This window comes from Hwangdonia lutea, assembly GCF_032814565.1.
GTDB lineage: Bacteria > Bacteroidota > Bacteroidia > Flavobacteriales > Flavobacteriaceae > Hwangdonia > Hwangdonia lutea.
In genome coordinates this window covers 2,268,201-2,287,540 of the sequence record NZ_CP136521.1, presented here as the reverse complement: position 1 = coordinate 2,287,540, position 19,340 = coordinate 2,268,201, and the positions used below count along the sequence as shown (strand labels likewise).

General features: G+C 36.1%; 15 protein-coding genes. 3 read left to right on the top strand and 12 right to left on the bottom strand.

Annotated elements, in window-relative coordinates:
• Positions 1 to 255 precede the first annotated feature (255 nt).
• Complete coding sequence (locus RNZ46_RS09910; protein WP_316982046.1) at positions 256 to 3,738, bottom strand: methylmalonyl-CoA mutase family protein; 3,483 nt, start codon at positions 3,736 to 3,738, stop codon at positions 256 to 258.
• Between the two features lie 251 nt (positions 3,739 to 3,989).
• Positions 3,990 to 4,943 carry an MBL fold metallo-hydrolase gene (locus tag RNZ46_RS09905; protein WP_316982045.1) on the bottom strand — a complete coding sequence of 318 codons (954 nt, stop codon included), beginning with the start codon at positions 4,941 to 4,943 and terminating at the stop codon, positions 3,990 to 3,992.
• Positions 4,944 to 4,984: 41 nt separating this feature from the next.
• Here RNZ46_RS09905 and RNZ46_RS09900 point away from each other — a divergent pair, with 41 nt between their 5' ends.
• Positions 4,985 to 5,689, top strand: a complete 705-nt coding sequence (locus RNZ46_RS09900; RefSeq protein ID WP_316982044.1) for a DUF4197 domain-containing protein — start codon at positions 4,985 to 4,987, stop codon at positions 5,687 to 5,689.
• A 236-nt stretch (positions 5,690 to 5,925) separates the two neighbouring features.
• Positions 5,926 to 6,123, top strand: a complete 198-nt coding sequence (locus RNZ46_RS09895; RefSeq protein ID WP_316982043.1) for a Lacal_2735 family protein — start codon at positions 5,926 to 5,928, stop codon at positions 6,121 to 6,123.
• 194 nt (positions 6,124 to 6,317) lie between these two features.
• Here the strand turns inward: RNZ46_RS09895 and RNZ46_RS09890 are convergent, their stop codons facing one another.
• From RNZ46_RS09890 to prfA, 4 genes are read right to left on the bottom strand one after another with little or no spacing between them, the layout of a single operon-like run.
• Complete coding sequence (locus RNZ46_RS09890; protein WP_316982042.1) at positions 6,318 to 7,127, bottom strand: ABC transporter substrate-binding protein; 810 nt, start codon at positions 7,125 to 7,127, stop codon at positions 6,318 to 6,320.
• A gap of 43 nt (positions 7,128 to 7,170) precedes the next feature.
• Positions 7,171 to 7,998 carry an orotidine-5'-phosphate decarboxylase gene (pyrF, locus tag RNZ46_RS09885; RefSeq protein ID WP_316982041.1) on the bottom strand — a complete coding sequence of 276 codons (828 nt, stop codon included), beginning with the start codon at positions 7,996 to 7,998 and terminating at the stop codon, positions 7,171 to 7,173.
• Positions 7,999 to 8,679 (bottom strand): signal peptidase I, encoded by a 681-nt coding sequence (gene lepB, locus RNZ46_RS09880; protein WP_316982040.1) that lies wholly within the window; start codon positions 8,677 to 8,679, stop codon positions 7,999 to 8,001. It abuts the gene before it with no gap.
• 33 nt (positions 8,680 to 8,712) lie between these two features.
• On the bottom strand, positions 8,713 to 9,789 hold the full coding sequence (prfA, locus tag RNZ46_RS09875) for a peptide chain release factor 1 (RefSeq protein ID WP_316982039.1): 1,077 nt from the start codon (positions 9,787 to 9,789) through the stop codon (positions 8,713 to 8,715).
• Positions 9,790 to 10,193: 404 nt separating this feature from the next.
• Here prfA and RNZ46_RS09870 point away from each other — a divergent pair, with 404 nt between their 5' ends.
• On the top strand, positions 10,194 to 10,859 hold the full coding sequence (locus tag RNZ46_RS09870) for an ATP-binding cassette domain-containing protein (RefSeq protein WP_316982038.1): 666 nt from the start codon (positions 10,194 to 10,196) through the stop codon (positions 10,857 to 10,859).
• 49 nt (positions 10,860 to 10,908) lie between these two features.
• On the opposite strand, the gene RNZ46_RS09865 is transcribed toward RNZ46_RS09870, so the two are convergent.
• The 6 genes from RNZ46_RS09865 to RNZ46_RS09840 all read right to left on the bottom strand — a co-directional run bounded on the left by RNZ46_RS09865 (position 10,909) and on the right by RNZ46_RS09840 (position 19,293).
• Complete coding sequence (locus tag RNZ46_RS09865; RefSeq protein ID WP_316982037.1) at positions 10,909 to 13,461, bottom strand: adenosylcobalamin-dependent ribonucleoside-diphosphate reductase; 2,553 nt, start codon at positions 13,459 to 13,461, stop codon at positions 10,909 to 10,911.
• 196 nt (positions 13,462 to 13,657) lie between these two features.
• Entirely contained in the window at positions 13,658 to 14,629 is a 972-nt protein-coding gene (locus RNZ46_RS09860; protein ID WP_316982036.1) for a DUF3078 domain-containing protein, read from the bottom strand.
• A gap of 93 nt (positions 14,630 to 14,722) precedes the next feature.
• Positions 14,723 to 15,430 carry a hypothetical protein gene (locus RNZ46_RS09855; RefSeq protein ID WP_316982035.1) on the bottom strand — a complete coding sequence of 236 codons (708 nt, stop codon included), beginning with the start codon at positions 15,428 to 15,430 and terminating at the stop codon, positions 14,723 to 14,725.
• A gap of 6 nt (positions 15,431 to 15,436) precedes the next feature.
• Complete coding sequence (locus RNZ46_RS09850; RefSeq protein ID WP_316982034.1) at positions 15,437 to 16,615, bottom strand: AIR synthase related protein; 1,179 nt, start codon at positions 16,613 to 16,615, stop codon at positions 15,437 to 15,439.
• A gap of 151 nt (positions 16,616 to 16,766) precedes the next feature.
• Positions 16,767 to 18,122, bottom strand: coding sequence for a UDP-N-acetylmuramate--L-alanine ligase (locus RNZ46_RS09845; protein WP_316982033.1), 1,356 nt, complete (start codon positions 18,120 to 18,122; stop codon positions 16,767 to 16,769).
• Positions 18,123 to 18,339: 217 nt separating this feature from the next.
• The gene (locus tag RNZ46_RS09840) at positions 18,340 to 19,293 is read right to left on the bottom strand and encodes a tetratricopeptide repeat protein (protein ID WP_316982032.1); all 954 of its coding nucleotides are present in this window, start codon (positions 19,291 to 19,293) and stop codon (positions 18,340 to 18,342) included.
• Between the last annotated feature and the right edge of the window lie 47 nt (positions 19,294 to 19,340).

The following is a 19,340-nucleotide window of genomic DNA, read 5'->3' as shown; positions in this document are numbered from 1 at the left end:
AGTTTAATAAAAAATCCCAGATTACATATGTAATCTGGGATTTTTATGTTTTGATGTAATTATTAACTTTAAAACAATGCAGCCACTTTTCGTTAAAAACGAAAAGTGGTTCTCTGAGATACTTCGACTGCGCTCAGCATAAGCGATTCACACACTTTTCGTGAAAAACGAAAAGTGGTTCTCTGAGATACTTCGACTGCGCTCAGCATAAGCGATTCACGCACTTTTCGTGAAAAACGAAAAGTGGTTCTCTGCTTACATATTTCTACGATACTGTCCACCCACTTCAAAGAGCGCTGAAGTAATTTCACCTAAAGAGCATACTTTACAAACCTCCATTAAAGCTTCAAAAATATTTTCGTTGTGAATGGCTTTGGTTTGAAGGTCTTTCAATAAGACTTTTGTATCGTTTGTCTTATGAAGATTTTCTAAAGTTTTTATTTGGAATTGCTTTTCATCTTCGGTGGCTCGAATCACTTCTTTAGGTATAATGGTTGGTGATCCTTTTGAGCTTAAAAACGTATTTACCCCAATAATCGGGAAATCGCCATTGTGTTTCAAGGTTTCGTAATACAAACTTTCTTCTTGTATTTTGCTCCGTTGATACATGGTTTCCATTGCGCCTAAAACACCACCGCGTTCTGTAATTCTATCAAACTCTAAAAGCACTGCTTCTTCAACTAAATCGGTTAATTCTTCAATAATAAAGGAGCCTTGAATGGGGTTTTCATTTTTAGCCAGTCCTAATTCTTTATTGATAATAAGTTGAATGGCCATAGCACGACGAACCGATTCTTCGGTCGGTGTTGTAATCGCTTCGTCGTATGCATTGGTGTGCAACGAGTTACAATTATCGTAAATAGCATATAATGCTTGTAGTGTGGTGCGGATATCATTAAAGTCAATTTCCTGCGCGTGCAAACTTCGTCCAGAGGTTTGAATATGGTATTTTAGCATTTGTGCCCGAGCATTGGCACCATATTTATGTTTCATGGCCTTGGCCCAAATTTTTCGGGCAACACGACCAATTACCGCATATTCTGGGTCGATGCCGTTAGAAAAGAAAAAGGATAAATTCGGACCAAACTTATTGATATCCATACCGCGGCTTAAATAATATTCCACGTAAGTGAACCCATTGGATAAGGTGAGCGCCAATTGGGTAATAGGATTGGCTCCCGCTTCGGCAATATGATACCCAGAAATAGAAACCGAATAGAAATTACGCACGTTATTTTTAATAAAATATTCTTGTACATCGCCCATTAAACGCAATGCAAATTCTGTTGAAAAAATACAGGTGTTTTGTGCTTGGTCTTCTTTTAAAATATCGGCTTGAACGGTGCCGCGAACCTGTGCAATCGTGTTCTTTTTAATTTCAGCGTAAACGGCTTTTGGCAACACTTGATCGCCAGTAACTCCTAAAAGCATTAAACCTAAACCATTGTTTCCTTCCGGTAATTCACCATTGTACTGAGGGCGTTCTTTGTTTTTATAAACCTTAGCTATTTTAGCTTCAACATCACTTTCTAAACCATGCTCTTTAATGTAAATTTCACATTGCTGGTCGATGGCTGCATTCATAAAAAATCCTAACAACATAGGTGCGGGACCATTGATGGTCATACTCACGGATGTCATCACATCGGCTAAATTGAAACCGGAATACAGTTTTTTGGCATCGTCTAAACAGCAAATAGAAACGCCCGCATTTCCAATTTTACCGTAAATATCCGGACGTAAATCCGGGTCGTTTCCATAAAGCGTAACACTATCAAAAGCAGTGGACAATCGTTTGGCTGGCAACCCTGCACTCACATAGTGGAAACGTCTGTTGGTACGTTCTGGTCCGCCTTCACCCGCAAACATTCTTGCCGGATCTTCACCGGTTCGCTTAAACGGATATAAGCCCGAAGCATAAGGAAATTCGCCTGGAACATTTTCTTGCAAGCACCATTTTAAAATGTCGCCCCAAGCTTGATATTTTGGTAAAGCAACTTTAGGAATTTGCACATGTGAAAGCGACTCGGTATGGGTTTCAATTTTAATTTCTTTGTCTCTTACTTTAAAGGAATAGATAGGGTCTTTATACCTATTTACTTTTTTGTCCCAACCGGTAATGATTTCCCAATTATAAGGGTCGAGGTTTAGTTTTACGCGGTCGAATTCTTTAAAAAGCAACTGCAATAACTGTTTTTGGGATTTCTCGTCAGTCGTTCCTCCTTCTGTCGGAATGACATTGTTTTTGTTATTACGAGCGTGTTCAAGAATCTCATCCTGATTGATTCCAAATTTACTCAAATGAGATTTCTCACTTTCGTTCGAAATGACAGCAACGCTACAAATCGTTTTATAAATTCCGTAAAGTTTTTGTGCAACCTCAGCTTGTTGTTTTGCTGTTTCATCATAGGAACGATTACACTCAGCAATTTCAGATAAATAACGTGTTCTTGCCGGCGGAATTACAAAAATCTTTTCGCTCATTTGTTTTGAAATTTCAAACGTCGATTTTAAATCGGCATCAGTCTTTTCAACCAATTTATCCAAGACAGCTTTATAAAGCGTGTTCATGCCTGGGTCGTTAAATTGAGACGCAATGGTACCAAAAACTGGTAAATCTTCAGATTTTGTGTCCCATAACAAATGGTTACGCATATATTGCTTTTTCACATCGCGCAAAGCATCTTTAGCCCCTCGTTTATCAAATTTGTTAATGGCAACCAAATCTGCAAAATCCAGCATATCGATTTTCTCCAATTGTGTAGCAGCTCCAAATTCCGGCGTCATGACATACAACGAGACATCGGAATGTTCGATGATTTCGGTATCGGATTGACCAATTCCAGAGGTTTCCAGAATAATCAAATCATATTCGGCAGCTTTTAAAACCTCAACGGCTTCATTGACGTGTTTTGATATGGAAAGGTTAGACTGACGCGTTGCCAAACTGCGCATATAAACACGTGGCGAGTTAATGGCGTTCATTCTAATTCTATCGCCCAACAGGGCGCCTCCTGTTTTTCGTTTTGAAGGATCGACAGAAATTAATCCCACCGTTTTTTCTGGAAAATCAATTAAAAAACGACGCACCAATTCATCGACTAAGGATGATTTCCCCGCGCCGCCAGTTCCTGTAATTCCTAAAACCGGTGTTTTGCAATTTTGATTCTTTTTGTGTATTTTTTCTAAAGTTTCTTTAGCTATTTCCGGGAAATTTTCGGCCGATGAAATAACCCGTGCAATCGCTTTTGGGTTATCCTTTGATAAATCATTGATTTTAACATTTATAATATCTCCAATGGCAAAATCAGATTGTTCGACCAAATCATTAATCATGCCTTGTAAGCCCATTTTACGACCATCGTCTGGTGAATAAATACGTGTGATTCCATAAGCCATTAAATCCTCAATTTCGTTGGGTAGAATCACGCCACCGCCACCGCCAAAAATTTTAATATGTCCTGCGCCTCGTTCTTTAAGCAAATCGAACATATACTTAAAATACTCGTTATGCCCACCTTGGTACGAGGTTAAACAAATGGCATTGGCATCTTCTTGAATGGCCGTATTTACAACTTCATCAACGCTGCGATCGTGCCCCAAATGAATCACTTCAACACCAGTTGCTTGAATAATGCGCCGCATGATATTTATGGAGGCATCGTGCCCATCAAAAAGTGATGCTGCGGTTACTATTCTTACTTTATGTTTTGGTTTATAAGGTGCTGTTTGTATCATTCTTAAAGAATCTTGAATTTTGTGTGTCAAATTTACGGAATATTCAAAAAATTAGCCCATTTAAATTGAATTATCTAAAGCTAAAAAATCTAAACAATTTGCTATTCGCATTTAAAATGTGACTTTTTAAATTTAATGGTGTCTCATTACAAAACATCAATACAACCTAAGCAACTAATTAGGCCTTTTGAAGTTTTACCCAAAGGCATCTGCTCCCTAGATGCCTTTTTTTATATCAGTTTTATTTAAAGCTACAATCCATAAATAGCGCCTTCTTTAGCAAAATTAAAGCCTAAATTTTGTATGCTATCTTTTAATCTGTGATTGTCTTTTATAGTGGGATTGGTATGATTAAAATGAATAAAGTGGATTTTATTTTTCGTTTCTTTTGATTCGTTTTCAAACAGCGTTGTGGTTTCGGTGGTAAACGGATGCGGTATTTCGCTCATATCTCTTTCCAATTCGCCATCTCTAAAAAAGGAAGCGTCTAAAAATGCGTAATCCACTTTTTTAACTTCATCGATAATGCTACGTTGCCATTGTTGCCACTTATTAATATCCGGAATAAATATGGCCGATTTATTTTGCCCTTCAATTTTATAACCTACCGTTTCGGAATATTCATCGCGATGTGGCACCAAAAAAGGTGTAACTTTTAATTTTGAATTTAACACGATAGTTGAATCGTTTTGAAGCGGTTTTAAATCAATATTATTTAAACTTACCAATTGGCTCCACGGACCATTATCTTCTAAATACGTTTTCATTTTTGGCATCGCATAAACCGGAATATTATTTCCGCCCAAAGCCTCTCTTCCAAATTGCATCAATCCTGTGTAATGCCCTATATGTGCATGGGTTAAAAACACACCATCAATCACCTTGTTGTTATCTAAATGATTTTTAAGCAACTCTGTTTGTGCTGCAATATCTGGCGTGGCATCAAACAACCATTTTTTATTGTGCTGCAAATCCACCAAACCTAAACACGAAATTAATTTCTTGGGTTCTTCACCATTATAAAAGGCTTTACAACATGCTTTTTCGCAGTTAATTTGAGGAAATCCAGCATCTTGTGCAATGCCCAAAACCGTTATAAATTGTGTTGGTTTTTCAGTTGGTTTCTCAGCATCTGTCTTTTTGTTTCTTTCACAATTAAACAGTGCAACACAAAATAATAGGCATGGTATTTGGAATATCTTCATTTGTAAAAATATATCTTTGTTAAATATATAAAACAATAATTATGATTCGTAAATTTTTAGCAGTCTTATTAATATTCAACGTAACGGCTTGTGCAGAATTACAGGAAATAGCCAAACAATTACCGCAAAGCGGAAGCATTGGAAATGCCGAAATAGCGTCTGGATTACGACAAGCCTTAGACTTTGGCATAGACAAACAAGTTACCAAACTCACGCAAAAAGATGGCTTTTATAAAAATGAATTGGTTAAGATTTTGTTGCCCGACGAATTACAAAAAGTTGACAAAACACTGAGGGATATTGGCTTAAGCAAGTTAGCCGACGAAGGTTTAAAAGTGCTTAACAGAGCCGCCGAAGACGCCGTAAAAGAAGCTACGCCCATTTTTGTAAGTGCGGTAAAGGACATAACATTTGCCGATGCCAAAAACATTTTATTAGGTAATGACGATGCCGCAACCCAATATTTAACCAATAAAACGCAAACCGCTTTATACGAAAAATTCAATCCTGTTATAAAAAACTCGTTTAGTAAAGTTGGTGCCGACGAGATTTGGAACAACTTGATAAATAAATACAATAACATCCCGTTTACCAATAATGTGAATCCTGACTTAACAGATTACGTTACGGTTGAAGCTTTAAAAGGTGTTTACACGATGATTGCTGTTGAAGAAAAAGAAATACGCACCAAACTATCGTCGAGAACAACAGATTTATTGAAGAAGGTTTTTGCGTTGCAGGATTAGAATCTTATAACGGGTTATGGAATATGGAATAAATCTAATCATCTTTTTACACAACAAGGGTAATATCTTTGACACCTGCAATAACTTCACTATCCGTTTTTAAAAATTTTCTTTTTAAAATAAACATTTACAATTTATTTTAAAATTCAAAAATTTATTGATTTACCATTTTTAGTTTTAAATAAAAAAATGTATATTTAATAGCTTGATTTTCAAAACTGTAACAGAACAATAAAATGGATAGAATTGATCTTATAAAAAGCAATCAAAACAAAATTAACAAACGTTATAAGGAACTTGTTGAGCAAGCTTATAATTTTCGTCAAACCGATTCCGCTTTAAGCGATATTTCGGAATACAGAGCCATAAAACTTCTTAACAAACTGAACAGGTTAAAATATCTGTCCAGAGATTTGACCCTAAATTCCATTTAATCCAACACCAGAGATTTTACATTTATTTAACTTTTAGATGACGTCTAAAAAACTGATTTACACGTACTTTATATATAAATAAAAGAACGTTATGAAACCACAGTTTTGTCGAGTTGGAAAAATTAAACCCAACCTAAATAAGCTCATTAGCTTAAAGGAATTAGAAACCAAAATCGCAAATTTTGTAGAGGATACTACAAAGCTTGAAACGCCTCAAGATTTAAGCGCAATTTTTTAAAATACACAAATGCTTTTGTAAGCCTTGAGCCGTACCACGAAAACATTTCTCCGTCTGCCAAAACAATATGAGCATTAGGATAAAATGCTTGTACCTCTTTTTTGTGTGAATTCTTAAACGGAAAGGGTTCGCTGGACAATAAAACCACATCGACTTCTTTGTTAATTGCTGTGTTTTTAAGTTCTATTTCTGGATAACGATTTTGAGTGTCGTAAACGTTTATTAAGTGATTTAAGCCCAACATACAATTGATAAACGTATTATTTCCAGCAACCATCCACGGGTTTTTCCAAATAAAGTAGGCCGCTTTTAGAGTGGTTTTTTTTTGAATGAAGGTTTTAAAATCTTCAGCTTTTTTTTGAATACTTTTTACAATTATTTGAGCCTCTTCCTTTTTGTTAAAAAGCAGCCCGTATTGATTAATGAGCTCCAAACTATCGTCAATATTAAAAATATCGGATACATGCGTGTTGCAAATCTGCTCGCAAGCCTCAACAATGTCTTTTGTGTTTTCTTCTTTATTACAAAGAATAATATCTGGGTTTAAGCTTTTTATTTTACCAATATTTATCTGCTTTGTACCGCCAACTATTGCTTTGGTTTTTTTTAAATGAATGGGATGCACGCAGAATTTAGTTATCCCAACAATATGAGATTCTAAACCCAAATCAAACAGTAATTCGGTTTGACTTGGCACTAACGATATGATGCGTTTAGGAATGCCGTTTAAGTTAACACACCTTCCTATTTGGTCAATAAATTTCATTGATGAGATTGCCATACTTCGACTGCGCTCAATACCGGCAAGTTTAATTTATAAAATGATGGCTTAATTCAACTGCCATTTGCTTTTGAAGCTCTGAGGCTTTTAAAGCAGCGGCTTCGGCAAAATCTGTTTCGTTTGAAGCGTAAATAATCCCACGCGACGAATTAATAAGCAATCCCACTTGGGCATTCATCCCATATTTACAAACCTCTTTTAGGCTGCCACCTTGTGCCCCAACGCCGGGAACCAACAAAAAACTATCGGGAATAATTTGTCTTATATCTGCTAAATATTCTGCTTTTGTTGCACCAACAACATACATTAAATTTTCGGAATTTGTATATGTTTTTGAAGTTTCCAAAACCTGTTTGTACAACGCTTTTCCATCAACCGTTTTAGTCTGAAAATCGAATGCTCCTTGATTTGATGTTAAGGCTAAAAGAATGGTGTGCTTATCTTTAAAAGCTAAAAAAGGCTCCACAGAATCTTTACCCATATAGGGCGCCACGGTAACCGAATCGAAGGCTAAATCTTCTAAAAAAACTTTGGCATACATGGTACTTGTGTTACCAATATCGCCGCGTTTAGCATCGGCAATGGTAAATATTTCGGGGTGTTTCTCGTTTAAATAACGAATGGTTTTTTCTAAAGATTTCCAACCTTTTAATCCGTAAGCCTCATAAAATGCCGTATTGGGCTTGTACGCCACGCATAAATGATGCGTTGCATCAATTACGGCTTTATTGAATGAAAAAATAGGATCGTCTTCTTTTAAAAGATGCTGCGGAATCTTATTTAAATCGACATCCAATCCTATACAAAGGAAAGATTTCTTTTTTTTAATCTGCTGAATGAGTTGGTTTGTTGTCATTTAAAACTGTACTAATAATGTGCCTTTAATATTTTTTTCATCTACAAAACCTCTAAATCTTGAATCATAAGAATTATCTCTATTATCACCTGAAAAAAAATATTTTCCTTTTGGCAAAACTATTGGCCCAAAATTATATTCATTCCAATTTGGGTTTCTTTTTAAAATATCCTTTGAAAGATTATCTGAGCTATATTGCATAGAACGATTAATTTTAGTCGGAAGCTTTTCAACAAAATCTTGGTCTAAAAACACAAAAACGGAGTCTTTTATTTTGTAATTCTCATAAAACAAAAACGATTCATCTTCAATAAATTCATTCATAATATAGGTATCAAAAAAAGTTTTATCAACAAGATATTTATATCTTAAATTTAAGCCTTTATCAACATTTAGACCATTTACAAAATAAACCCCATTTTTACATTCCAATTTATCATTTGGTAATGCAATCAATCTTTTAACTATTGTATAACCTTTCAGGCTATCTGAAAATTTAAAATACGCAAAATCAAGAGCCTTAGGTTTTAATAAATTTGTGCCAATAAAACGTGCACCTAAACTCAAATTAGGCTCATTGGAAGTTGAAGGAACATTAAAAAAATTTAAAACTCCGAAAAGCTTTAAAAGCACAAAAAAAGCTACTACTCCAATTAATATATTTCTACCAATTATTTTCATAAAAAAGCCTCAATTATGAGGCTAAATTAATTCTTAAATCACATCATCATTAGCCTTCAACTTTTCTGTATTTTCGGCTAACATGAGTTCGTCTATTATTTTTTGGATATCACCATTCATAATATTGCTTAAATCGTAAAGCGTTAAACCAATTCTGTGGTCGGTGACACGTCCCTGTGAATAATTATAGGTTCTAATTTTAGCAGATCTATCGCCCGAAGAAACCATGCTTCCACGTTTTTCGGCATCTTCAGCATTCTTTTTTGCCAACTCCATTTCGTACAAACGCGAACGCAATACTTTAAAGGCTTTCTCCTTATTTTTATGCTGCGATTTTTGGTCTTGACATTGCGCTACCAAACCTGTGGGTTCGTGCGTTAATCGTACCGCAGAATAGGTGGTATTTACCGATTGCCCACCTGGACCCGACGAACAGAAGAAATCGATGCGCACATCTTTCGGGTCAATTTCCACATCAAACTCCTCGGCTTCCGGAAATACCATTACGGTTGCGGCACTGGTATGCACACGCCCTTGGGTTTCGGTTTGTGGCACGCGCTGCACACGATGTACGCCGGCTTCAAATTTTAGTGTACCGTAAACATCATCGCCAGAAACCTCAAATTGAATTTCCTTAAAACCGCCGTTGGTGCCTTCGCTAAAATCTACAGTATCAACTTTCCAGCCTTTACTTTCACTATATTTGGTGTACATTCTAAACAAATCGCCCGCAAAAATACTGGCTTCGTCACCGCCCGTTCCGGCGCGTAATTCCACTACGGCATTTTTGGCATCTTCGGGATCTTTGGGTATTAAAAGCACCTTAATTTCTTCTTCTAACCTCGCGATGCCTTCTTTGGCTTCATCATATTGCATTTTGGCCATATCGACCATTTCCGCATCACTTCCGTCCGAAATAATCTCTTCAGCCTCAGTCAAATTATTGGTAAATTCTATATACTGCTCGCGTTTATCCATAAGAATCCGCAAGTCTTTGTACTCTCTATTTAGCTCGACATAACGCTTTTGGTCGGTAATAATATCGGGTTGGATAATTAAATCGCTAACCTCATCAAAACGTTGTTTTACTATTTGTAATTTCTCTAACATCTGCCTGTTTTATTGATGCCAAAAATACGATAATTTATGAATTTTTAGTATTATCCAACGGTTCATATAACTTAATTACTAGAATATTTTTTTGCTAAGTGCGTTATTTAAGTACTTATGCAGCAATTATTTTCCATATTTATTTTTTATAAACGCTTCATGTTACTATCGTTTATACTAAATCCACTACTACTTTGGTGGTGCAAAAGCGACATACTTTTAGTTTTGATTATAAAGTTAATTTTAGTGTTCTTTTTATGGTATCTTATTAAAGAAACAACTTCAAAAAGAATGCTTGTTTTTTATAAAAATTTAGGCATTTCTACATTAAAACTCTTTGCTTTTTTATACCTTATTGACTTGTTTTTTAGTATTCCGTTTCTTTTAATTTTTAAAGAGTTTTTATGATTTTGGAAATAGATAATGTTGAACTTTATTTTAAAGAAAAGCGTATTCTAAATGGTATTTATTTAAAAGTTGAAACAGGAAAAGTTACAGGAATTTTAGGAAGCAACGGGTGCGGCAAAAGCTGTTTAATTAATATCATTTTTGGAGAGTTAAAACCCAAATACAAACTTATCAGAATAGACAACAAACCTATTTTAAAACCTTTATATCAAACAAAATTAGTAGCCTATTTACCGCAGTATCATTTTATTCCAAATAGAATGAAAGTTAAAACAGTTTTTAAACTTTTTAAAGTGTCTTGGGAAAGTTTTATGTCTGATTTTGAATCATTTTCAATTTTTAAAAACACGAATTTAAACAAATTATCTGGTGGAGAACGTCGGGTAATTGAAACCTATATTATTCTTAAAAGTGAAAGAAAAATCGTTTTATTAGATGAACCCTTTTCGCATTTAGCACCTTTAAATATTGATAAAGTGAAAGCTGTAATTTCTGAAGAAAAACAACGTAAAGCTATTATAACAACAGACCATTTATATCGGCATATTATTGATACTTCAGATAATATTTATCTTATTAAAAATGGTCATACAAAACTGATAAATAATTTAACAGAGCTTGAAGATTACAACTATTTAAGCCAAGGAAACATAATCAAATAAAGACCTGTCAGGTTTTAAAAACCTGACAGGTCTCGAAACTGACAATTATTTATCCGCATTTAGAGGAGCCGCAATCTTTACAGGTTAAGCAGCCCTCTTGATATATTAAGTTTTGGGATTTACAGTTATCGCACTTTTGCCCTTTGGCTTTTGTGCCATCTTCTACATAACGTTTTAATGCACGAGCCACACCGTTTTTCCAAGTATTAATCGATTCGGTATCCAGCTGTAAGCTATTAATTAAATCTACAATTTTATCAATGGGCATACCGTGGCGCAAGGTACTGGAAAATAGCTTGGCGTAGTTCCAGAATTCCGGATTGAATTTATGCGATAAACCTTCAATAGTGGTTTTATAGCCTCGCTTATTTTTATACTGAAAATCGTAACGCGAGGTACCATCGTCGTTTCTATTTTTAATAATCAATCCTCGGTTCACCCAACGCGGAATTAAAATACCATCCTCATCATCAGAAAGTCCCGTGAATACTTCATAAGGTTTATCATCTATCAAACCAATAAAGGCAATCCATTTTTCTTTATTATTCTGAAAACGAACCACATCGGCTTCCAAAACCTGAGGGCGTTTTACAGGGAATGCCGTTAACTTATCTTCAGTTTCTTCTTTTGTTTCCTCATTTGAAATTAATACACCCGAGCGCGAGCCATCTCTATAAACGGTAACCCCTTTACAGCCCACTTCCCATGCTTTTAAATATAATTCGCCCACCAATTCTTCGCTCACATCATTTGGTAAATTGATGGTTACACTAATGGAGTGGTCTACCCATTTTTGAATAGCACCTTGCATACTTACTTTACTCAACCAATCCACATCGTTTGATGTTGCTTGATAATACGGCGATTTTTTAACCAACTCGTCCAATTCGGCTTGCGAAAAGTTTTTTGACACATCGATGCCATTAACTTCCATCCATTGCTTAAAACGATGATGAAACACGACGTATTCTTCCCAAGAGTCGCCCACTTCATCAACAAAATCAACGCGCACATCTTTATCGTTTGGGTTCACCTTTCTTCTACGTTTATAAACGGGCATAAATACCGGCTCGATGCCCGATGTGGTTTGCGTCATTAAACTGGTTGTACCCGTTGGGGCAATGGTTAATAGGGCAATATTACGCCTGCCGTATTCCAACATTTCGTAATACAGTTTGCTATCGGCCTCTTTTAATCGCTGTATAAACGGATTGTTTTTTTCGCGTTCGGCATCAAAAATCGCAAAGACACCACGGTCTTTCGCTAAATGCACCGATGCTCGATAAGCCTCTATAGCTATGGTTTTATGCACTTCTAAAGAAAACGCGTTACCATCTTCGCTACCGTATTTTATACCCAAAGCTGCCAACATATCGCCCTCGGCGGTAATGCCAACTCCGGTTCTTCTGCCTTCTTCAGCTTTTCTCTTTATGTTAATCCACAAATTGCGCTCGATACTTTTTACCTCGTCCAATTCTGGATCGGCATCGATTTTCTTTAAGATATTATCGATTTTTTCAAGTTCCAAATCGATAATATCATCCATGATACGCTGAGCAAAAGCGACATGTTTTTTAAACAAATCGAAATTAAATGAAGCCTCTTTAGTAAAAGGATTTTCAACATAAGAAAACAGGTTGATGGCTAACAATCGGCAAGAATCATAAGGACATAATGGGATTTCACCACAAGGGTTGGTTGATACCGTTTTGTAGCCTAAATCGGCATAACAATCCGGCACAGACTCATTGATTATGGTATCCCAAAATAAAATTCCCGGTTCGGCAGATTTCCATGCGTTATGCACAATTTTTTTCCAAAGTGAATTCGCTTCAATTGTTTTTGCCACTTTCGGATTATCAGAAAATATAGGATATTTTTGCGTGTACTCTGTTCCGTTTTTAACGGCTTTCATAAATTGGTCGTCAATTCTAACCGATACGTTGGCACCGGTAACCTTGCCTTGCTCTAATTTTGCATTGATAAAATCTTCAGAATCCGGATGATTGATAGACACCGACAACATAAGCGCACCACGGCGCCCATCTTGCGCCACCTCTCTTGTAGAATTTGAATAGCGCTCCATAAATGGCACAATACCCGTAGATGTTAAAGCGGAATTTTTAACCCCTGAACCTTTGGGACGAATGTGGGATAAATCGTGCCCCACACCTCCTCGACGTTTCATGAGCTGTACTTGCTCCTGATCAATTTTCATGATGCCACCGTAAGAATCGGAATCGCCAGAATTACCAATGACAAAACAATTTGAAAGTGATGCAATTTGAAACGGATTTCCTATACCTGCCATCGGGCTACCTTGAGGGACAATATACTTAAAGTCTTTAATCAGATTAAAGATATCATCCTCACTTAAAGGATTGGCGTATTTAGTTTCTACCCGCGCTATTTCTTTTGCTATTCTGCGATGCATATCGTTTGGCGTCAACTCATAAATATTACCTTCAGAATCTTTTAAGGCATATTTATTGAGCCAAACACGGGCCGCCAAATCATCATTTTTAAAGTATTTTAAAGCGGCATTAAACGCTTCGTCTTGTGTGAAAGTTTTAGGTAGGTTTTTGGTGAGGTTTGCTTTCATGAGTCGGTTAAAATTTTTAGTTCAGTATGGATTATATTTCAAACTGTAAATTAACTAAAAATTTTCAACTTGGAACATGACAAAAATCATGAAGTTTACAAACAAAAACAACTAAAAACCTGATTGTTAGGTGTTTGTGAATTTATCAACAATAAAAAGTTAACAAGTTTTTTAAATAAGGTTGGTGTCTGTTATTCTAAAAATCTATAGCAAAACCAATACCCAAGAACTGTTTCCACTGTATTTTGGCACCTGCCTCATCAAACTCGCCTTCAACATCTGACGGCACAGAAGTTTTTATATCATCATCATACTTCATGTGCGACCCCAAAGTAGCCCTCATAAAACTATTTACTTTAAAATTGAAGTCCACTCTCCAATCCAAATCAACGTTACCAAAATTGTTTATATAATCGGTATACAGGTTCACTTGATGCACCATGGCTACGTTTTCAACCACCTGCATTTTGTAGCTATTTGTTAATAAAATACCAACTTCCTGTCTTGTGCGCTCCCCTTCGATAATTACGTTTCCGTCTACGTCCAAAACCGCTGGCGTAACACCAAAGGCACCGGCATTGGCAAGGTCTTCGTCTAACACAAAAGTGGCTTTAAGGGTTATTGGAGAGAAGTAAAAAGACAACTCTTCAATATCCTTTCCATATTCCATTCCGCCACCAAAAAACAAATATCCGGGCGCCATAAACCTAGATATTGGGTCGTCTGTGTTTGGGTATTTATAACCGTTTGTTAATTGTGTTTTAAAATTTAATCGCGCCGAATAAAACCAGTTTGAAGATTCGTCGGGCTTGTAACCAATATTGGAATTCATTTCGAACAAATCGTCGGTTTTTCTAATCTCCCTGCTTTCTTGCTTGTTTATACCATAGCGCGCCGATAAGTTATTGTTCCAAAAGAAATATTTATCTTTATAGTTGGCTTCAGACCTAATTCCAACCAAACCGGATATCGAGTTACTACCACCGGCACTCCAATTAACAAAGGCAACTTCACTTAAATCGAAAGTCGCTTTGTTTATTTGTTTCCATTCCGGCCTTAACTCCTTAAGCTCGTCTTTAGGCTTAGGGGTTTTTATGAACAGCGAATCGGGTTGGGCAAATGCAAATTGAACACACAAAAAAACTATAGCTAAAAGCGTATTTTTCATAATTAGGTTGGATATAATTAAATACGGTTTTAATCAAAAACCATTCCAATTTAACATAAATTATTAAAAACTAAATTTTTAAAATCTACTGTTTTATTCTAAAAGGAGTTCTTCTTTTTTTTGCAAGCACAAATAAAGCATCATTATTGTTAATCCTAAAATATAAAAACAACGATTAAAATAAAATAAAATTTCCAAATTCAAATAATAAGCCAACACATTACATATAGCCGAAAGAACAAAAACGAACACGAAAAAAATGCAATAAGTAGCATGTATTGAATTATAATTAAGATTATAAATTCCAGCCAAAGTTCCCAATATAATTAATGAAAACCCGTTGGCGTAAATCATAATTTTTTCAAACACATTATCTAAACCCAATTCAATAACTTCTACTATTTCGTAAATCATATAAACATTCAAAAGAATAATAAAACCAAAAAATGTTTTAATGTATTTGTTTAATTTTATCGGTCTGATTTTTAAATAGATATGTTTAGATATGGCTGAATAAGCAAGAATTGGAAAAGTTAATGCCAATTTATTAAAAAGTGAATTCTCATATCTTAGCATACAGATATCTGCCAACCAAAAACACAAAAAAGCTAATACCAAAACACCACTTTTATACCCCTTAAAAACCAATAATAAAATTAGAAAAACCGAGGAGCTAAACACCCGAACAATTCTTTCTTCAAAAAAACCAAAATTGTAAATGGTATAAATATTAGCTATGCCAAGTAACACTGCAAAAATTACAACTATCTTTTTTGGATTTATGGCTTTTACAAAAAGCATAACACATCAATACTTAAACACGCCAAACTCGGATTTTATGGTGAGTTTTTTATGACTAGAGGACTCTACCCTACCTATAATTTGCGCATCAACATTAAAGGTTTTTGATATTGCTATGATATCTTCGGCAATTTCAGGCGCTACGTAAAGTTCCATGCGGTGTCCGCAATTAAACACTTGATACATTTCTTTCCAATCGGTTTTACTCTGTTCTTGAATGAGTTTAAATAACGGCGGAATAGGAAACATGTTATCTTTTACGATGTGAAATTCATCAACAAAATGCAGAATCTTAGTCTGCGCACCACCTGAACAATGAACCATACCATGCACTGTTTCAGCATTGTATTTAGATAAAATCGCTTTTACAATAGGCGCATAGGTTCGCGTTGGAGACAACACCAATTTACCGGCATCTATCGGCGCATCTTTTACGGCATCCGTGAGTTTTACGCCACCGGAATACACTAAATCTTTGGGCACCGAAGGATCGTAACTTTCTGGGTATTTTTCGGCCAAATACTTACTAAACACATCGTGTCGTGCCGAGGTTAAGCCGTTGCTTCCCATGCCACCGTTGTATTCTTTCTCGTATGTAGCCTTCCCGAAGCTTTCTAAACCAACAATAACATCGCCGGCTTTTATATTAGCATTATCGATAACATCGCTTCGCTTCATTCTAGCCGTTACCGTAGAATCTACAATAATGGTGCGCACCAAATCGCCAACATCTGCAGTTTCGCCACCCGTGGAATGAATGGTCACTCCAAACGATTTTAAATCCTCAAGTAGTTCTTCGGTGCCATTTATAATTGCCGAAAGCACTTCTCCCGGAATTAAATTTTTATTTCTACCAATTGTTGATGACAGCATGATATTATCGGTTGCGCCAACACATAACAAGTCGTCGATATTCATAATTAAAGCATCTTGCGCAATGCCTTTCCACACAGAGATATCGCCCGTTTCCTTCCAATACATGTAAGCCAAGGACGATTTTGTACCTGCGCCATCAGCATGCATAATCAAGCAATAATCATCATCATTGGTTAAATGATCTGGCACAATTTTACAGAATGCTTTTGGATACAATCCTTTATCGATATTTTTTATAGCATTGTGCACATCTTCTTTTGATGCCGACACACCGCGCTGTGCATATCGTTTTGAAACTTCTTGACTCATAATATAGTATTGTAATGCAAAAGTAAAGTAAAATTATAAAACTGAAACGCTTTCGTTGAAATATGAAACAGGATTTATTAATGTGGTTTTAAAATGAAGCGCTTTATTTTTATATACCACAGTTCATTATAGAAAAATCAATTTGCCAAATCTAATTTATCAAATTTGTCAACTCATCAAAATCCAACCCACCATAGTCACCAGAACTCATTAAAAGCAGGGCTTTGTTGTCGAAATTTTGCGAGAATAAAAATGTCTTAAAGTCGTCAGGATTGGTGTAAATAATTAAATCGTCGCGCTGAAAAGCCTTGGCTATTTGCTCGTGTGTTACGGTGTCTAGTTTTTTAATCTCGACTGCATGTGGCGAATAAAATACCACGGCAACATCGGCGGCATTTAAGGCACCTTTGTATTCTTTTAAAAATTCTGCATTTAAACTGCTGTAAGTGTGTAGCTCTAAACAAGCAATTAAAGTGCGATTTGCGTATTGCTCTTTTACGGCGTTGGTTGTGGCCTCTACTTTACTTGGCGAATGTGCAAAATCTTTATAAGCGACGCTATTTGTTGTTTCGACTATTTTTTCCAATCGTTTGCTTGCGCCTTTAAAGGTGGAAATAGCTTCGTAAAAATCGTCTTCGTCAACGCCCATGTGTTGGCAAATCCATTTGGCACCAGCTAAATTATTTAGGTTGTGTTTGCCAAAAATTTCGATGGGTAAATCGCCTTCTGGGGTTTCTAAAAGTGTTTGTCCGTTTTTAACGGTATATTTTGGCGTTTGGTAAGCTATTTTTCGGATGGTGTTTTCGCTAGCTTCAACTACTCGTTTTACTTCGGCATCTTCTTCATTGTAATTAATGCTTCCGCCGCTAACAATAGAATCAACAAAAATACGGAACTGCTCCACATAGTTTTCGTAAGTTGGAAACACATTAATATGATCCCAAGCAATACCGCTCAACAGGGCTAAATTGGGTTTGTACAAATGAAATTTTGGACGCCTGTCTATGGTCGAGCTTAAATACTCGTCGCCTTCCAACACTATAAAATCGTTGTCTTCGGTAAGTTTTACCATCACATCGAAACCTTCCAATTGCGCGCCAACCATATAATCGACATCCTTATCGTGATATTGCATCACATGAAGAATCATTGATGTTATGGTTGTTTTTCCGTGGCTTCCGCCAATAACCACACGGGTTTTATGTTTGGATTGCTCGTATAAAAATTCGGGATAGCTATATATTTTTAAACCCAATTCCTGGGCTTTTATTAGCTCTGGATTATCGGCTTTGGCATGCATGCCCAAAACAATGGCATCCAAATTTGATGTTATTTTTTCTGGAAACCAACCAAAGGTTTTTGGTAGCAATCCATGAGCATCTAATCTTGATTTTGAAGGCTCGTAAATTACATCGTCGCTTCCTGTTACGTTGTAGTTTTTATGCTGTAATGCTATGGCTAAATTGTGCATGGCAGAACCGCCGATAGCTATAAAATGTGCGTTCATTTGTGTGATTTTACAGAAGTGCCAAAGATACTTTTTTTGCTACGAATACACGCATATTTTTTTGTTGGAAAATGCCTTTATTAAACAAATAAATACCTTTTATTGAAACCAAACTTTGCAAACTTGCCCGCGTTAGGGATTGAGGCATTTGTTGGAGCTCGCCGACGTAGGAGGAAGCGACTGCCGAAAGCCCGACCCGCAGGGTAACGCCCAAATTTTAAAGCTTTAAAATTGCTTCCTTTTTTGCTTTAAACGATGGGATTTTTGGCAGTTCGGCAATGGCCAAATTGATGTATTTTAAGGCTTCGGATTTATTGTTTTTATGCACATTAATCTGCGCTAAACGGTAGTGCGCCCAAGCTTTTGGCACGCCATCGTTTGGGGTGTAATTTGCTATGTAAGTGAGCAAACATTGTTCGCCTTTTTTAAGTTGTGTGTTATATTGGGCGGCCACTTTGCCTATTTGATAATGCAGTGCGTTGCGCTGGTGTTTTTGTTGGGCAACCTCAATATTTTGAATGGCTTTTTGGGGCTGATTTTGGTTTTCGTAAAGGGCAGTCAACTTGTTAAAGCAGGTTAAAGATCCGCCTTCAACTATCGCCATTTTATAATATTTTTCCGCTAGTTCTGGTTCGTCGTCGTACTCGTGAATATAACCTTTTGCTAAGTAGCCATCCACTTTCGAGAGGTTTTCCAGTTGTTGCGCAAACTGTAACGATTTGTTTTTACTGCCACCTAAAATTCCGGGTAATTGCATGTACAATTCTACCAATGCCCAACGCGCGTTAATGTGGTTTTTATCTAATTTGGCCGCTTTTAAGAATGCTGTTTTTACATCGCCAATAATGCCCAATGCCTTTAATTTATTAACCGACAAAGCTTTCATGCCCATGGCGCCGCCGTATTTATAATGGTAATTGGCATTGTTTTGTTGAATATTTACAAGTTTTTGATATTGGTTTATGGCATCGTCCCATTTTTTTTGATGCCCGTACGCATCGCCTAAAAACTCAATAGCCTTTATATTGTTGGGATTGTTTTTTAAATATTCTGAAACGAGTTTTTCTGCTTTTTCAAATTGTTTGTTTTGAAAAAGGGCATCCACATCATCCAATTCGGGTTGACCAAATATAAGTGTTGGTAATAAAAGTAGAAGCAAAAACTTGTACATAGCATTTAGATGGAAAATACAAAGTTAAACATTACACTTTACTTGAA

Coding starts and splice junctions, on each gene's coding strand:
- prfA (WP_316982039.1), bottom strand. CDS start 9,789: ATGTTAGAGAAATTACAAATAGTAAAACAACGTTTTGATGAGGTTAGC.
- RNZ46_RS09900 (WP_316982044.1), top strand. CDS start 4,985: ATGATTCGTAAATTTTTAGCAGTCTTATTAATATTCAACGTAACGGCT.
- RNZ46_RS09840 (WP_316982032.1), bottom strand. CDS start 19,293: ATGTACAAGTTTTTGCTTCTACTTTTATTACCAACACTTATATTTGGT.
- RNZ46_RS09860 (WP_316982036.1), bottom strand. CDS start 14,629: ATGAAAAATACGCTTTTAGCTATAGTTTTTTTGTGTGTTCAATTTGCA.
- pyrF (WP_316982041.1), bottom strand. CDS start 7,998: ATGACAACAAACCAACTCATTCAGCAGATTAAAAAAAAGAAATCTTTC.
- RNZ46_RS09895 (WP_316982043.1), top strand. CDS start 5,926: ATGGATAGAATTGATCTTATAAAAAGCAATCAAAACAAAATTAACAAA.
- RNZ46_RS09865 (WP_316982037.1), bottom strand. CDS start 13,461: ATGAAAGCAAACCTCACCAAAAACCTACCTAAAACTTTCACACAAGAC.
- RNZ46_RS09870 (WP_316982038.1), top strand. CDS start 10,194: ATGATTTTGGAAATAGATAATGTTGAACTTTATTTTAAAGAAAAGCGT.
- RNZ46_RS09845 (WP_316982033.1), bottom strand. CDS start 18,122: ATGAACGCACATTTTATAGCTATCGGCGGTTCTGCCATGCACAATTTA.
- RNZ46_RS09850 (WP_316982034.1), bottom strand. CDS start 16,615: ATGAGTCAAGAAGTTTCAAAACGATATGCACAGCGCGGTGTGTCGGCA.
- RNZ46_RS09855 (WP_316982035.1), bottom strand. CDS start 15,430: ATGCTTTTTGTAAAAGCCATAAATCCAAAAAAGATAGTTGTAATTTTT.
- RNZ46_RS09910 (WP_316982046.1), bottom strand. CDS start 3,738: ATGATACAAACAGCACCTTATAAACCAAAACATAAAGTAAGAATAGTA.
- RNZ46_RS09890 (WP_316982042.1), bottom strand. CDS start 7,127: ATGAAATTTATTGACCAAATAGGAAGGTGTGTTAACTTAAACGGCATT.
- lepB (WP_316982040.1), bottom strand. CDS start 8,679: ATGAAAATAATTGGTAGAAATATATTAATTGGAGTAGTAGCTTTTTTT.
- RNZ46_RS09905 (WP_316982045.1), bottom strand. CDS start 4,943: ATGAAGATATTCCAAATACCATGCCTATTATTTTGTGTTGCACTGTTT.